This is a genomic window from Lentzea roselyniae, assembly GCF_039537795.1.
Classification (GTDB): Bacteria; Actinomycetota; Actinomycetes; order Mycobacteriales; family Pseudonocardiaceae; genus Lentzea; species Lentzea atacamensis.
Window position 1 is genome coordinate 1 of sequence record NZ_BAABBE010000012.1, and the last position, 14,995, is coordinate 14,995.

The 14,995-nt window shown below is 68.4% G+C and carries 17 protein-coding genes; 3 read left to right on the plus strand and 14 right to left on the minus strand.

Features of this window, described 5'->3' with window-relative positions; translation table 11 throughout:
* Positions 1–170: 170 nt before the first annotated feature.
* Positions 171–944 carry an enoyl-CoA hydratase-related protein gene (locus ABFX45_RS21865; protein ID WP_346131919.1) on the minus strand — a complete coding sequence of 258 codons (774 nt, stop codon included), beginning with the start codon at positions 942–944 and terminating at the stop codon, positions 171–173.
* A gap of 62 nt (positions 945–1,006) precedes the next feature.
* On the opposite strand from ABFX45_RS21865, the gene ABFX45_RS21870 reads away from it, so the two are divergent.
* Together ABFX45_RS21870 and ABFX45_RS21875 are read left to right on the plus strand one after the other, a co-directional pair.
* Positions 1,007–1,624: a DJ-1/PfpI family protein gene (locus ABFX45_RS21870; RefSeq protein WP_346131817.1), complete on the plus strand. Its 618-nt coding sequence runs from the start codon at positions 1,007–1,009 to the stop codon at positions 1,622–1,624.
* Positions 1,611–2,045 (plus strand): MarR family winged helix-turn-helix transcriptional regulator, encoded by a 435-nt coding sequence (locus ABFX45_RS21875; protein WP_233440303.1) that lies wholly within the window; start codon positions 1,611–1,613, stop codon positions 2,043–2,045. The genes ABFX45_RS21870 and ABFX45_RS21875 overlap by 14 nt, the downstream gene beginning before the upstream one ends.
* Positions 2,046–2,075: 30 nt before the next feature.
* Here ABFX45_RS21875 and ABFX45_RS21880 read toward each other — a convergent pair whose 3' ends face one another.
* The 11 genes from ABFX45_RS21880 to ABFX45_RS46550 form a co-directional block, all read right to left on the minus strand.
* Complete coding sequence (locus ABFX45_RS21880; RefSeq protein ID WP_109642935.1) at positions 2,076–2,690, minus strand: cyclase; 615 nt, start codon at positions 2,688–2,690, stop codon at positions 2,076–2,078.
* Positions 2,691–2,901: 211 nt separating this feature from the next.
* Entirely contained in the window at positions 2,902–3,597 is a 696-nt protein-coding gene (locus ABFX45_RS21885) for a sirohydrochlorin chelatase (protein WP_112229089.1), read from the minus strand.
* The gene (locus ABFX45_RS21890) at positions 3,594–4,466 is read right to left on the minus strand and encodes an ABC transporter permease (RefSeq protein ID WP_109641087.1); all 873 of its coding nucleotides are present in this window, start codon (positions 4,464–4,466) and stop codon (positions 3,594–3,596) included. The genes ABFX45_RS21885 and ABFX45_RS21890 overlap by 4 nt, the downstream gene beginning before the upstream one ends.
* Complete coding sequence (locus ABFX45_RS21895; protein ID WP_112229090.1) at positions 4,450–5,226, minus strand: ABC transporter ATP-binding protein; 777 nt, start codon at positions 5,224–5,226, stop codon at positions 4,450–4,452. The genes ABFX45_RS21890 and ABFX45_RS21895 overlap by 17 nt, the downstream gene beginning before the upstream one ends.
* Before the next feature lie 18 nt (positions 5,227–5,244).
* Positions 5,245–6,291 carry an ABC transporter substrate-binding protein gene (locus tag ABFX45_RS21900; protein ID WP_109641089.1) on the minus strand — a complete coding sequence of 349 codons (1,047 nt, stop codon included), beginning with the start codon at positions 6,289–6,291 and terminating at the stop codon, positions 5,245–5,247.
* An 11-nt stretch (positions 6,292–6,302) separates the two neighbouring features.
* Positions 6,303–7,643, minus strand: coding sequence for a sulfate adenylyltransferase subunit 1 (locus tag ABFX45_RS21905; protein WP_346131818.1), 1,341 nt, complete (start codon positions 7,641–7,643; stop codon positions 6,303–6,305).
* Positions 7,644–8,543, minus strand: coding sequence for a sulfate adenylyltransferase subunit CysD (gene cysD, locus ABFX45_RS21910; RefSeq protein ID WP_211337685.1), 900 nt, complete (start codon positions 8,541–8,543; stop codon positions 7,644–7,646).
* Positions 8,540–9,235, minus strand: a complete 696-nt coding sequence (locus ABFX45_RS21915; RefSeq protein ID WP_109641092.1) for a phosphoadenylyl-sulfate reductase — start codon at positions 9,233–9,235, stop codon at positions 8,540–8,542. Before ABFX45_RS21915 ends, cysD begins: the two co-directional genes overlap by 4 nt.
* Entirely contained in the window at positions 9,232–9,390 is a 159-nt protein-coding gene (locus ABFX45_RS21920) for an Insertion element protein (protein ID WP_112229091.1), read from the minus strand. Before ABFX45_RS21920 ends, ABFX45_RS21915 begins: the two co-directional genes overlap by 4 nt.
* Positions 9,387–11,066 (minus strand): nitrite/sulfite reductase, encoded by a 1,680-nt coding sequence (locus ABFX45_RS21925; RefSeq protein WP_325051085.1) that lies wholly within the window; start codon positions 11,064–11,066, stop codon positions 9,387–9,389. The genes ABFX45_RS21920 and ABFX45_RS21925 overlap by 4 nt, the downstream gene beginning before the upstream one ends.
* A gap of 109 nt (positions 11,067–11,175) precedes the next feature.
* A complete protein-coding gene (locus ABFX45_RS46550; RefSeq protein ID WP_376770691.1) occupies positions 11,176–11,262 on the minus strand; it encodes a putative leader peptide in 87 nt (28 codons plus the stop codon).
* 172 nt (positions 11,263–11,434) lie between these two features.
* Between ABFX45_RS46550 and hemW the strand changes: the two genes are divergently transcribed.
* Positions 11,435–12,643 carry a radical SAM family heme chaperone HemW gene (hemW, locus tag ABFX45_RS21930; protein ID WP_112229322.1) on the plus strand — a complete coding sequence of 403 codons (1,209 nt, stop codon included), beginning with the start codon at positions 11,435–11,437 and terminating at the stop codon, positions 12,641–12,643.
* On the opposite strand, the gene ABFX45_RS21935 is transcribed toward hemW, so the two are convergent.
* Positions 12,644–12,904, minus strand: coding sequence for a hypothetical protein (locus tag ABFX45_RS21935; RefSeq protein WP_346131819.1), 261 nt, complete (start codon positions 12,902–12,904; stop codon positions 12,644–12,646). It abuts the gene before it with no gap.
* Positions 12,905–13,097: 193 nt separating this feature from the next.
* Positions 13,098–14,855, minus strand: coding sequence for a hypothetical protein (locus tag ABFX45_RS21940; RefSeq protein ID WP_346131820.1), 1,758 nt, complete (start codon positions 14,853–14,855; stop codon positions 13,098–13,100).
* Between the last annotated feature and the right edge of the window lie 140 nt (positions 14,856–14,995).

Consider the following 14,995-nt stretch of genomic DNA (forward strand, 5'->3'; position numbering starts at 1 on the left):
CTGCGAACCGGGCGAACAGGTCGTCGAACCCGGCCCGCCACGCGTCCAGGTCTAAGATCGGCAACGCGGCCACCGTTTCGCTTCGAGTCCCAACACACCTCGAAGTTGATCACGGTGGCCGTCTCACGTCACCACGCCATCGACCAAGATCACGCCATGCGGCTGTAGTACTAGTCGGCGGGAACCCAGGAGGGCCTGCGCTTCTCCTTGAACGCCGCGATGCCCTCCTGGCCCTCCGGTCCGCCGAAGTGCCGCGCGGACAGCTCGAGCATGTCCGCGAAGACCTCGCCGAGGTTCGTCGACCGCTCCTGCTGCAGCATCTCCTTGGTGGCGGCGAGGGCGTTGGGCGCGCCGAGCGCGAGCATGTCGGTGTAGCGGCGGACCTCGGCGTCGACGCCGTCGACCGGCACCGCGGAGTTGAGCAGGCCGATCTCCTTCGCGCGGCGGGCGTCGAACGTCTCACCGGTGAGGAACAGCTCGTGGGCCTGGCGGGGGAGCAGGCGCGGCAGCACGGTCACCGAGATGACCGCGGGCACGACGCCGATCCTGACCTCGCTGAACGCGAACGTGGCCTCGTTCGCGGCGATGGCGATGTCGCAGGCCGCCACGATGCCGACACCGCCCGCGCGGGCCGGTCCCCTGAGTGCGGCGACGACCGGTTTCGGGCTGGTCCAGAGCTGCTCGAGGATCGCGGGGAACTCGTTGACGCCCTGATCTCCCGCGCTCGCGCCGGCGGCCTCCTTGAGGTCCATTCCGGAGCAGAACACGGAGCCCGTGTGTGTCAGCACGACCACACGCACCTGGTCGTCCCGCTTCGCCGCGGTCAGGTGCTCCTTGAGCTCCCTGCGCAGCTGCGCGGACAGCGCGTTGCGGTTGTGGGGGGAGTCCAGCGTGATCGTCGCGATGCCACGCTGCACCTCGTAGTGGACCAGCTCGTCTGCCATGTCGCTGACCTTAGCCGTGAGGCTCATTGACAGCATGCTGTCATGTATGACAGTCTACTGTCATGACAACGCAGACGGTGTACCTGGCTCTGGTCGACGGTCTTTCGGACTGGGAGTACGGCCACGCCGCGGCTCAGATCAACATTCAGACCTTCCAGCAGCAGCCGGGCCGTTACGAGATCAAGACCGTGGCCGCGTCGCTGGAGCCGGTGCGGACGATCGGCGGCGTGCGGATGCTGCCGGACGTGGTGATCGAAGACGTGGACGTCGACGGCGCGGCGATGCTGATGCTGATCGGCAGCGACTCGTGGGAGGCGGGGGAGAACGCGGCGCTGGGCCGGCTGGCGCGGCGGTTCCGCGAGGCCGGCAAGCCGGTGGCGGCGATCTGCGGCGCGACGATCGGGCTCGCGCGTGAAGGCCTGCTGGACGACGTCAAGCACACGTCGAACTTCCCCGGCGAGCTCGGCACGTACGGCGGTTCGGCGCTGTACCAGGACGCTCGGGTCGTGCGGGACCAGGGCGTGATCACGGCCGGTGGCGCGAGCTCGATGGAGTGGACACGCGAGATCCTGCTCGAACTGGAGGCCTACCGGCCGCAGACCGTCGACGCCTGGTACGAGTTGTACCGCGAGGACAGCATGGCGGCGTTCGAAAGGCTGATGGCGAGTGTCCAGGACTGAGGCGGGCGACGTGCTGACCGACGTCGTGATGCGGACTTTCCGTTTGTACGGAGCGTTTCTCGACGCGGCCGAGGTCATGACGAAGCCTGTCGGCCTGACCGCGGCCTGGTGGCAGGTGCTGGGCGCGGTGCTGCGCGAGCCGTTGTCGGTCTCGGGCATCGCGCGGGAGATGGGCCTCGCCCGGCAGTCGGTGCAGCGGATCGCAGACCTGTTGGTGGACAAGGGTTTGGCGGAGTACCTGCCGAACCCCGCCCATCAACGCGCGAAGCTCGTCCGGCCCACGGCTGAGGGTTTTGCCGCTATCGCCCGGTTGCGGGAGGCGCAGCACGAGTTCGCGAACCGCGTCGGTGCGCAGGTCCCGTTGGAGGACCTGCGCACGACGCTCGCCACGATGAACAAACTGATCGCGGCTATTTCCTGATGCCCGGCAGGGGTGGGGGCACCAGGTGTGTCAGCCGATCGTGGTCGTCGTCAGCACGGGGCTGGGGTCCGGATAGCCCTTCGCGGCGGCGTTGACCGGGAACCCGATGACCGTGACGACGGCGGTGAAGGTGAGGCCGGGCGTGTCGTAGCTGGTGCCGCCCAGCTTGGTGGTGATGGTGCCGGTGCCGCCGGCCTGCAGGTTGATCGTGACCGTCGGCAGCTCGAAGTCGGCGCCACCCTTGATCGGGCCGGGCACGCTCAGCACGACGTCGTTGCCCTGCAAGGCAACCGACGGCGTGCCACCCAAGCCGGCACCGCCCGACAGCGACGCGGACTGGAACTTCGAGTTGGCCGGCACCGGCAGCTTCAGCGCGAGACCCTTGATCTCACGCACCTGCCGCCCACCGGCCTCGGCGGGAATCTTGTTGGGCGCGGGGTCGATGGTGACCTTGACCGTGCCGTTGGGCGCGACACTCGCCGGAGCCGACGCGTCGACACCTTGGTCGAGCGTGAAGTCCGACGACTGCCCGGCGGCGCTCGCCCGCAGTTTGTAGGTGATCGTCTGTGGTGCTGCGGCTGACGCGTTGGTGGCGAACATGAGCATCGGTACCAGTAGCAGGGACCCGATTCCGGCTAGTTTCATGGCCTCTCCCCGATGAGTGGTCGAGGGGCATTTCCAGCACGCGGCGTAATCACCTGCCTACTCATGAGTAGGTTTCACGTCAACGGTTCACACTTCACATCGACCGAACGGCCGTGCGCATTCGATCTTGTGGCGGCGCCCGGAAGTGGAGCGTCGCTGACCCGGGCGCGCGCTCGTCGGGCGGATGGACGTGCTCGTAGATGCCTATGGCCTAGGCGGCGACGGTCTGGCGCGCCAAGGCCTCGTCGTACCGGTCCAACACCAGCTGAGCCACCTCGACGTCGTCCCCCAGCGGCCGCGCCACCACAGCATCTCCCGCCAGCGACGCCACCTTGTCCGGCAACAACCCCGGAGCCAGGAACCAGGACGCGACAGCGATCCGCGTAGCCCCTCGCGCCTTCAACCGCTCAACCGCCTCAGGCACGGCAGGCGAGGCGATCGAAGCGAACGCCGCCTCAACCCCGGCCCACCCGGACTCCCGAGCCCACCGCCGGGCCACGCGAGCCACGGCCTCGTTCGCCGGCTCGTGCGACGACCCGGCGCCGGCCAGTACGACTCCCAGCGACCGGTCCCCGAACGACACCCCGGCCTCGGACAGCCGCCTCAACGCAGCCGACTCCAGCCGCGGATCCGGCCCCAGCACGTCGGAAACCACAGCGGGAACCCGAGCCTCGGCAACAGCAGCCGGCACGTCGACCCGAGCGTGGAAAGCCTTACCCAGCAACAACGGCACCACAACAGCCGGGCCGCGCAACACATCGCTCAACCGAGGCGCGCAGAGGTCCAGGAAGGCACCCCGGACGTCCAGCTCAGGGCGCAACGACCGCACGACGTCCAGCAACGCGTGGATCGACGCGGCAGAGCGCGGATCACGACTGCCGTGTGCGACAGCGACAAGCGACGTCACAGCGCCCCCGTCAATCCGCGAGCCCGCAGTACGGCACGCTCCAGCGGCCGGAACAGCATCAGCTCGATCCCGATGCCCACCAACAGGATCAAGAAGATCGCCGCGATCACCATGTTGATGTCGTTCAACGACGACCCGTTGTGCAGGTACTGCCCGAGGCCGGTCCCCAGCTGGGGCGACGTCGCGATGATCTCCGCGGCCATCAGCGACCGCCACGAGAACGCCCAGCCCTGCTTCAACCCGGCCAGATACCCGGGCAGAGCCGCCGGCAACAGGATGTGCCGAGCCGAAGCCAGCCGACCGGCCCCCAACGCGCGCCCAACTCGGGGCAGCAGTGGCGGAATCTGGTCGATGCCGGCCACCAGGCCGTTGGCGATCGACGGCACCGAACCCATCAGCACCACGAAGTAGATGGTGGAAGGCGTCACGCCGAACCACAGGATCGCGGCCGGAACCCAGGCCACGGAAGGAAGTGACTGCAGGCCCGTCAGCAGCGAGCCGATCGCCGCGCGCACCACGCGGACCTTGGCGATCAGCAACCCCAGTGGTGTCGCGATCAGCACTGCCGCGATGAACCCGAACACCGCGCGGTGCAACGAGGTCCACAGGATGCTGAACGCCTCGCCCGTGCCGATGCTGCGGACGAGCTCGTTCCACACGGTGAGCGGGGCGGGCAGCTGGAACTCCGGCAGCAGAGCCGATGCCCACAACCCCTGCCACACGCCCAGGAGCAGGGCGAAGGCGATGATCGGTGGCACGCCCGTCTTGAGGAACCGGCGCCACATCGGCGCCTTGTGCGCCTCTACGGGCACGTCCAGCGCGTCGAGGCCGGCGCCGACCTTGTCGAGGGTGTCAGGAGGCGTGGCCACTGATGACCTCTCGGAGGTGGGTGTTGATCTCGTTGAGCACTGCGTCCGAGGAGTCCGTGACGTCCCACTCGCGCACCACGCGGCCGGGGCGCGAGGACAGCAGCACGACGCGCTGGCCCAGGCGCACTGCTTCGCGGACGTCGTGCGTCACGAAGATGATCGCGGTGTTCGTGGTCTCCCACACGCGCAACAGTTCGCTCTGCAGCACGTCGCGCGTGATGGCGTCCAGCGCCGCGAACGGCTCGTCCATCAGCAGCAGGGCGGGTGCGCCGTCCGCGGAGACGGTGGTGGACGCCAGCGCGCGAGCCAGGGCCACGCGCTGACGCATGCCGCCGGAGAGCTCGTGCGGGCGCTTGTCGGCGACGTCGCCGAGCCGCACCAGCTTCAGCAGCTCCAGCGCGCGACGCTTGCGGGCCAGGCGGCCGACGCCGGCGAAGCGCAGCGCCAGTTCGACGTTGCGGGCGGCGGTGAGCCACGGCATGAGCGCGGGCTCCTGGAACATCACGGCCGGGCGCGAGGTGTTGAGCTGCAACGAGCCCGACGTCGCGCCGTCGAGGCCGGCGACGATGTTCAGCAGCGTGCTCTTGCCGCAGCCCGAGGCGCCGAGGAGACACACGAACTCGCCGGGCTTGACCTTCAGGTCGACCCCGTCGAGCGCCACCACGGCCGAGTTGCCGTGGCCGAACACCTTGCGAACGCCGGCCAGTTCAACGGCAGTGTCCACAGTAGACAAAACAGTGGTCTCGAGCGTGGCGGTCATATCCGTGTCCCCTCAGAGCTACTTCTGGTCGAGTCCGGCTGCTTGCACCTGCGGCTTGCCCTGTGCCTGAAGAACCTTGTTCAGCACCGTGAAGTCGGCGTACCCGGCGACGTTCGCGGCCTCCTTGGCCACGCCCGCGGTCACCGCGTCCTCCGCGAGCTGCGGGAAGTGCTTGGCCTGCGCGTCGGTCGTCAGCTCGATGTTGTCCCACGCGGCGTCGAGGACCTTCTGACCGAGCTTCTTCGACGTGAGCTTTTCCAGAGCGGCGTTGACCGTGGTCTTGGCCTCGGCGGAGTTGGCCACCGCCCAGTCCGTCGCGGCGACGTGGCCCTTGAGCACGGCCTCGACGGTCTCCGGGTGCTCCTGCAGGAACTTCGTCCGCACGATGATCACCGTGGTCGGGAACTTCCCGCCCTCCCACAGGGACTTCTCGTCCAGCAGCACCTTCGCGCCCGCTTCGGCGACCAGGCGCGCCGACCACGGCTGCGGTGCCCAGGTGGCCTGGATGTCGCCCTTCTTGAACAGGTCGAGCGACTGGGCGTTCTCCACGTTCTGCACCGTCACCTGGCCGGTGAGGTTCTTCTCCGCCAGGTACTTCTTCAGCGCGACGTCCTGGGTGTTCGCGAGCTGCGGCGTGGCGACGGTCTTGCCCTTGAGGTCCTCGATCGAGTTGATCTCGGGCTTCACCACGAGCTGCGCGCCACCGGACGTGGCACCGGCGATGAGCTTGACGGCCTCGCCCTTGGACTTCGCGTAGGCGTTGATCGCCGGTCCGGAACCGATGTAGGCGATGTCGAGCGACTCGCCCAGCAACGCGTTCACCTCTTCCGGGCCGGCGTTGAACGTCTGTGTCGTGAGCTTGGTGGTGCCGAGCTCCTTGGCGAACAAGCCCTTCTCGACACCGATCAGCGCGGCGGCGTGGGTCACGTTCGGGAAGTACCCGAGGCGCACCTCGCTCGCGGCGCCCTTCGCCTGGACGGGTCCGTCGTCAGTGCCTCGACGGGTGCAACCCGACAGTGCTGTCAGTGCGATGAGCGCGATGGCGATCGCGGGCTTGAGATTCACGAGAAGGCCTTTCAAGGACCGGGGGAGACGAGGGCGCGGTTGTCCTGGGCGGCGGTGTCGCCATCCTCGGTACAGCTCTCCGCGTCCAGCTCCGGCAGCGGCGCCCCGACCAGCCCGGCGGCGAGCGTGCTGCCGTCCGAGGGGTCGATCACCAGGAAGGACCCGGTGCGCCGGCTGAAGCTGTAGTCGTCCAGCGGAACAGGCTCGGCCAGGCGCAGTGACACCCGGCCGATCTCGTTGAGCTCCAGCGAGCCGGGCGAGTCCACACTGGACAGTGCCTGCTCGTCGAAGCGGTCGCGCAGTTCGGTGACCATCGCCTGCACGGTGCGCGTGCCGTGCTTGACGAGAACCCGTGCACCCGGCCGCAGCGGCTTCTCCGCGAGCCAGCAGAGGGTGGCCTCGAAGTCGTCCGTGACGGTCGGCGCATTGCCCGCGGAGGCGATCAGGTCGCCGCGCGAGATGTCGATGTCGTCGGCCAGCAGCAGCGTGACGGACTGGCCGGCCGCGGCTTCCGTCAGCTCGCCGTCCGCCGTGTCGATCTTCGTGACGGTGGTGCGGCGGCCCGACGGCAGCACGACGATCTCGTCGCCCGGCTTGACCGTGCCCGCCGCGACCAGACCGGCGTACCCGCGGTAGTCGAGGTGCTCGGCGGTGCGCGGACGGATCACGTACTGCACCGGGAAGCGGAACGGCGCGTCGTGCGGGTCGGGCTCGACCGGCACGGTCTCCAGGTGCTCCAGCAGTGTCGGGCCGGAGTACCACGGCGTGTTCGCGGACTTCTCCACGACGTTGTCGCCGGCCAGCGCCGACACCGGGATCTCGACCACGGCGTCCTCGGTGTACCCGAGAGCCGTGGCGTGCACCGTGAACTCCTTGGCGATGCGGGAGAACGTCACCTCGTCGTAGTCCACGAGGTCGATCTTGTTGACCGCCAGCACGAGGCGCGGCACACCGAGCAGCGCGAGAACCGCGGCGTGGCGGCGGGTCTGTTCGATGACGCCCTTGCGCGCGTCGACGAGCAGGACCGCGAGCTGCGCGGTGGAGGCACCGGTGACGGTGTTGCGGGTGTACTGCACGTGGCCCGGGGTGTCCGCGAGCACGAACGATCGCTTGGGCGTCGCGAAGTACCGGTACGCCACGTCGATCGTGATGCCCTGCTCCCGCTCCGACCGCAGGCCGTCGACCAGCAGCGACAGGTCCGGGGTGGCGAGACCGCGGTCGGCGCTCGCGCGGTGCACGGCGTCGAGCGTGTCCGCGAGCACCGACTTGGTGTCGTAGAGCAGCCTGCCGACGAGCGTGGACTTGCCGTCGTCCACGCTGCCTGCGGTAGCCAGCCTCAACAGGTCGCTCATTTAGAAGTAACCCTCCCGCTTGCGGTCTTCCATGGCGGCCTCGGACAGCCGGTCGTCGGCACGCGTGGCGCCGCGCTCGGTCAGTCGTGACGCGGCGACCTCGGCGATCACCGCGTGGATGTCGGCGGCGTCGGACTCGACGGCACCGGTGCAGGAGCCGTCACCGACCGTGCGGTAGCGAACCGTCTTGCGCACCAACGTCTCGCCGTCACGCGCGGTGCCCCACGGGCCCTCGGCGAGCCACATGCCGTCGCGCAGGAACACCTCGCGCTCGTGCGCGTAGTAGATGTCCGGTAGCTCCACGCCCTCGCGCTCGATGTAGTTCCACACGTCGAGCTCGGTCCAGTTGGACAGCGGGAACACGCGGACGTGCTCGCCGGGGCGGTGCCGGCCGTTGTAGAGGTTCCACAGCTCCGGACGCTGGCGCTTCGGATCCCACTGGCCGAACGCCGTGCGCAGGCTGAAGATCCGCTCCTTGGCGCGGGCGCGCTCCTCGTCCCTGCGGCCGCCGCCGAACACGGCGTCGAACTTGTGCTGCGTGATGGTGTCCAGCAACGGCACGGTCTGCAACGGGTTGCGCGTGCCGTCCGGGCGCTCCTGCAGGCGGCCGTCGTCGATCCAGTCCTGGACCTTAGCGACCTCGAGACGCAGACCGTGTTGTGCCACAACGCGATCGCGGAACTCGATGACCTCGTCGAAGTTGTGCCCGGTGTCGACGTGCAGCAGCGGGAACGGCACCGGTGCCGGGTAGAACGCCTTGATCGCGAGGTGCAGCAGGAGCGTCGAGTCCTTGCCGCCGGAGAAGAGGATCACCGGCCGGTCGAACTCGCCCGCGACCTCGCGGAAGATGTGGATCGCCTCCGATTCGAGGCGTCCCAAGGTGTCGAGCGCGAGTGTCATCCGTGCAACCCACATTCCGTCTTCGACTGGCCGGCCCACCGGCCGCTGCGGGCGTCCTGCCCCGGCAACGGCTTCGACGTGCACGGCAGACAGCCGATGGAGGGATATCCCTCCTGCACCAGCAAGTTCTCGAGGATCCCCTTCTCGCGGATGTAGGCGTTGAACTCGTCATCGCTCCACGGCGCGATCGGGTTGATCTTGACCAGGCCGTTGCGCTCGTCCCACTGCACGATCGGCGTGTTCGCGCGGGTGGGAGCGTCCACGCGGCGCACACCGGTGACCCACGCGTCGTACTTCGCGAGCTCACGGCGCAGCGGCACGACCTTGCGCAGGTTGCAGCACTTGGCCGGATCCGTCTGGTACAGGAGGCCGAACTCGGCCTCCTGGTCGGCAACCGACTGCTCGGCCTCGGCGTTGACGATCCGCACCTCCGGGTAGACGACGCCGACCGCGTCGCGCACGCCGATGGTCTCCGGGAAGTGGTAGCCCGTCTGCAGGAACAGCACGTCGAAGTTCGGCTTCACCTTGGCGGCGAGGTCGATCAGCACGGCGTCCTGCATGTTCGACGCGACGATGTAGTTGTCGCCGAACGTCCGCGCGGTCCACTCCAGCGCTTCGATCGCCGTGGCGTCACGGAGCTCCTGTTCCGCGGCCTCGGCGACGATCTTGAGGTCTTCCTTCAGATCGCTCACTTCTTCACCTCCTGCGGCAGGTTGAGCCCGACGAACTGGACCTTGAAGACGCGGCGGCACCCGGTGCACAGCCACGCGTAGCTGGGTTCCTCCTGCGGCCGGAGGTCCTCGTCGCCGCAGTAGGGGCAGTAGAAGGGCGTCGCCCGTTCGCTCACTTGAGAGCACCCTCTTCCGCGCGGGCGACCCACTGGGCGAAGCGCTCGTCCTCTTCGCGCTGTGCCACGAAGTTCCGCACGACCCGCTCGACGTACTCGGGCAGTTCGGCGGCGGTCACCTTGTGGCCGCGCAACTTCCGGCCGAAGCCAGCGTCGAGACCGAGGCCGCCGCCGAGGTGCACCTGGAAGCCCTCGACCTGGTTGCCCTCGTCGTCCGTGACGATCTGGCCCTTGAGACCGATGTCCGCGGTCTGGATGCGGGCGCAGGAGTTGGGGCAGCCGTTGATGTGCACGGTGATCGGCGCGGTCACGCCGTCGACGATGTCCGCGAGGTTGGCCTCGAGCTTGCTGACGAGGTCGTTGGCGCGGGCCTTGGTCTCGACGATCGCGAGCTTGCAGAACTCGATGCCGGTGCAGGCCATCACGCCGCGCCGCCACGGCGACGGCTCCGACTGCAGGCCCAGCTTGGCGAGGTCCGCCTGGAGCGTCTTGACCTCGCCCTCGGGGACGTCCAGCACGACGATCTTCTGCTGCGGCGTGAGGCGGACCCGTGAGCTGCCGGCCCGTTCGACGATCTTCGCGACCTCGACCAGCGTGCTGCCGGAGACCCGGCCCGCGATCGGCGCCGCGCCGACGTAGAACAGGCCGTCCTTCTGCCGGTGCACGCCGATGTGGTCACGTTGCTGGTTCAGGGTTTCCGGCGCCGGGCCGTCGAGCATCTTGCGCTTGAGGTACTCGTCCTCCATGACCTGGCGGAACTTCTCCGGGCCCCAGTCGGCGACGAGGAACTTGATGCGCGCGCGGTGCCGCAGCCTGCGGTAGCCGTAGTCGCGGAAGACGCTGATGACGGCTTCCCACACGTCCGGCACCTCGTCGAGCGGCACCCAGACGCCGAGCCGCTTGCCCAGCATGGGGTTCGTGGACAGGCCGCCGCCGACCCAGAGGTCGAAGCCGGGCCCGTGCTCGGGGTGGTTCACGCCGACGAACGCGACGTCGTGGATCTCGTGGGCGACGTCCTGCAGACCGGAGATGGCGGTCTTGAACTTGCGCGGCAGGTTGGAGAACCGCGGGTCACCGATGTAGCGCTCGAGGATGACGTCGATCGCCGGCTGCCCGTTGATGATCTCGTCCTCGGCGATGCCCGCGACCGGCGAGCCGAGGATGACGCGCGGGCTGTCGCCACACGCCTCCATCGTGGTGAGCCCGACCGCTTCCAGCTTCTGCCAGATCGTGGGAACGTCCTCGATCCGGATCCAGTGGTACTGGATGTTCTGCCGGTCCGTGATGTCCGCGGTGTCGCGCGCATACGTCTGCGAGATCTCGCCGAGGACGGTCAGCTGCTGCGTGGTGAGCGCACCGCCGTCGCTGCGCACGCGCATCATGAAGTACTCGTCGTCCAGCTCTTCGGGCTCGAGCGTGGCCGTGCGGCCGCCGTCGATGCCGGGCTTGCGCTGGGTGTAGAGGCCGTACCACCGGAAACGTCCGCGCAGGTCAGCCGGGTCGATGGCGTCGAAGCCCCGGTGGGCGTAGATGTTCTCGATGCGGGCGCGGACGTTGAGCGGGTTGTCGTCCTTCTTGCTCCGCTCGTTGGGGTTCAGCGGCTCTCGGTAACCGAGCGCCCACTGCCCCTCGCCGCGACGCTGCTTGGCGCGCGGTGACGTCTGCGGCGGGACCATCGCCATCCTCCGGGGTTTCGAGGCGCCGAGTGCGCGTGCGAGCCCAGAGGTGCTGTGGTGGGGGTCTCGTCAGCGCACCAAGCGCCGACGGGAACAAATCAGCGCGAGGTCATGCCGTGCAACGGCACATCGCGCTGGAGACACGACGGAAGTCGACGTGGCGGCGGGCCACGAGGCGGACTCCAGTCGAAGGCATGGGACCAGTGTGCCTGGCGTCCAGAGCATGGTCCACCGCCAACCGAATGCTGGGATTCTCCTGGCGAAGTTGACATCGTCAACCGGTTTCGCTCAGTGATGCTTCTGTCACCGACAGAGATGTGTCCTGGCTGGGCACCGCCGTTCGTGGCCCGTGGTGGACACTGAGCGTCATGCCCTCCGCTTTGCCCGAAGGCGAGCCCGCGCCCGCCGACGGTTCGCTCCCCGCCTCCGCACTCGCCGGCCTCGGCTCCCGCCCGTTCGGCATCTACGTGCACGTGCCGTTCTGCGCCACCCGGTGCGGGTACTGCGACTTCAACACCTACACGCCGGGTGAGCTGGGCTCGTCCGCGTCGCCGGAGTCGTGGCTGGAGGGCCTGCGCCGCGAACTGGACCTCGCCGCGTCCGTGCTGGGATCCGCTCCGCCCGCCTCGACCGTCTTCGTCGGCGGTGGCACGCCCTCGCTGCTGGGTGCTTCCGGTCTGGCTGATGTGTTGGATGCGGTACATCAGTCGTTCGGCCTAGCTCCGGGTGCCGAGGTGACGACGGAATCCAACCCGGAGTCGACGTCGGCGTCGTTCTTCGCCGGTATACGTGATGCGGGATACACACGCGTCTCGCTCGGTATGCAGTCCGCCGCGCGCCACGTGCTCGCCATCCTGGACCGCAAGCACACCCCCGGTCGTCCGATCGACGCCGCACGTGAGGCGCGCGCGGCCGGGTTCGAGCACGTGAACCTCGACCTGATCTACGGGACGCCGGGGGAGAAGCCCGCTGACCTGTCGGCCTCGCTGGACGCGGTGCTGGAAGCAGGCGTCGACCACGTGTCCGCCTACGCGTTGATCGTGGAGGACGGCACGGGCCTGGCCCGCCGCATCCGGCGCGGCGACCTGCCGATGCCGGACGACGACGTGCTGGCGTCGTCGTACGAGATGGTCGACTCGGTGCTGTCCTCGGCCGGCTTCTCCTGGTACGAGGTCTCCAACTGGGCGACGTCGGTCTCCGCGCGGTGTCAGCACAACGTCCTGTACTGGAAGGGCGCCGACTGGTGGGGCTTCGGGCCGGGTGCGCACAGCCACGTCGGCGGCGTCCGCTTCTGGAACGTGAAGCACCCGGCGCGCTACTCGTCGCTGCTCGCGGAGGGCAAGTCACCCGCCGCCGGGCGCGAGGTGCTGTCGGACGAGGACCGGCGGGTCGAGCGGGTGCTGCTGGAGCTGCGGCTCGCCGAGGGTCTGCCGGCCGATGTGCTGGATGGCGCGGGCCGTGCGGAGGCTCGTACGGCGATCGCCGACGGCCTGCTCGAACCGCTGGACGACCGGTGCGTGCTGACGGACCGCGGCCGCCTGCTCGCCGATGCCGTGGTCAGGCGTCTGCTGCCGTGATCAGCGGGCGCGGATGTCGTGCTGGCTGCGCACCTCGGTGACCATCTGCCCCTGCTTGCGGTACGTCACCGTCGCCCACCACAACCCGTCCGGCCGCCGCGACGACTCCCAGATCAGCGTGCCCTCCCACCACCGGTCGTCACTCATGACCAGGCACGGCTTCTCCGACACCTGCGCCCTGCCGTGCCGTTCGAGCCACGCGGGCGCGCAGCAGTGGTCGCACGGCTGGAGCTGGCCGGGGCCGACGTCCGCCCACCGCACCGGGACGACCTCGTGCGTGTCCTTGCCGATCAGCCGCAGCCGGTTCTGGCCCTTCTGGAGCCACTCGCAGCCCGGATCGTTGTGGTACGTCCGGCCGCCCTTGGTGCGCAGCCCTGTTCGAGCACACCAGGTGGTGGTCGGCGCTCTTCGTCTCTCACCGCGGTCCCCACCTCAGATTCGGATGGTTTGGACCCTAGCGACCAGTACCGACAAAAACAGGGCGTGGCACCTTGATGTTGGAATAGCGGTCCCAGCCCTCTGAGATCCGCTTGAGGTAGAGGTCGGCCTGGGCGGCGTCGATCACCCAGTTCCACTCCCCGGTCGGCGGTGCCGGGTACGCCCGTACTCGGGCGGCGACGGCTTGCGCCTCGTCGAGACCGTCCCAAATAGAGCGTGCGAGCTCGGTGGACGGCTGCTGGACGTAGATCCGGTAGCCGAAGTACGCCTTGGCGACCGCCCTGTGCAGCTCCGCGGTCAGCACGGTGCGTTCGAAATAGGACTTCAGTTGCGTGTAGTCGTTGGGGCGCAGAAACTTCCGGACGCGTTCGACGTCGCGCAGGGAGGCCTTGGCGAGGTTGACGCCGTGGTTCTTCTCGATGTTGAGGTGGTCGAGGTACTCCTGCGTCATCAGGTTGCCGGGCGTGACCCAGCCGCGGTCCAGCACGTAGCCGGCCTCGCGGCGCAGGACGCCGTCGGTCTTGCAGTGCGGTGGTGCGAGGTGGTTCGCGACGTCGATCCAGTAGTGGAACCTCTTGTTCACGCCGTGGCGCACGAACGTCTCGGGCGGGTCGACCCACTTGCCGGAGACGCTGCGGTGGTAGCTGGAGCAGTACGGGTCGTAGTCCAGCCGCGAGTGGTTGGCGCTGTTGCTGCCCAACGTGTAGAGCGTCGAGGTGATGATCTCCGGCGAACGTGCGAGGGCTCTGGCGACGTGCGGTGCGGCCGGCAGGCCGTACTTGCGGGCGGCGAACTCGAAGTAGATCCGGGAGTTCGAGGCGCCTTCCGAGGCGCGCTTCAGGGCGAACAGGTTGATCTCGGTGGGGGTGTTGACGATGCGGGACTCGTCGTAGCGGTCGGTGCGGGCCACGTAGCCGATCACGTTGGGGAGCTTGCGGTAGTGGCGCAGGCGGTCGGCGTGCTCGGCGACGAACGCGTTGGCGATCTTGCCCTGGCCGTTGTACTCGCCGGCGGTGTCGTACTCGATGAGCACCGGGCGTTTGATGCGCGGGACGGTGACGTCGATCGGGTGCGTGAGGAAGAAGTCGTGGGGCTGTGCCTTGGCCATCACGCGGATGCGCTGGTTCCGGACGCGGTCGATCGCGCCGATCGTGCGTTCCATCTCGGCGGGGTAGTAGCCGAACGTGCGCAGGTACAGCAGCATGCCGCGCTCGTCGATCACGGACGCGACCTGGTCGACGAGGTGGGCGAGCTTCTCCTCGGCGGTTTTGAGGCGGGTGGAGTGCTGGTTCTCCACACGGGCGCCGGTCTCGACGAACGTCAGGATGATCGAGTCGACGTCCGGGACGAGGTCGAGCATCTGGCGGTAGTCGGCCTTGAACCACTCCCAGAACGCCGGGTTGTCGAGGTCGATCGTGCCGTTCGGGCCGGTGCGGAACTCGGCTGGGTAATAGGCGAGGTTGTAGAGGGCGTGGTCCCAGGCGGCGACCTCCCTGATGCCCGACGTGTGGGCGAGGTCGGTGAGGCGGTTCACCTGGGCCTGTCTGCGCGGGTCGCGGACCTCGCGCAGGTCGTGCACGACGTCGTGGGACAGCTGCAGGTGGTTGATCCGGTAGCGCTTCGCCGAGGCGATCACCTCGTCGGCGCCCGCGTCGCTGTCGGAGAGGATCGTCCAGCCGCGGATGTTGCGGGAGATCGAGCCCTGATCCGCAGTGGCGACGCCGGGCTGGATCAGCAGTGCCGCCACCAGGAGCAGACAGATGACTCTGCGCATGCGCACCCTCACGGGACCGGGGCGGCGGCGCCATCTACCCAACGGTTGACTGAATCGTCAGTCAAGAGGGCGGCGGAGTTCTGCGTTGTTTACATCGCAGGCGTCGCGGGTAAGAGTGATATCCAATATATCAGCTTGAA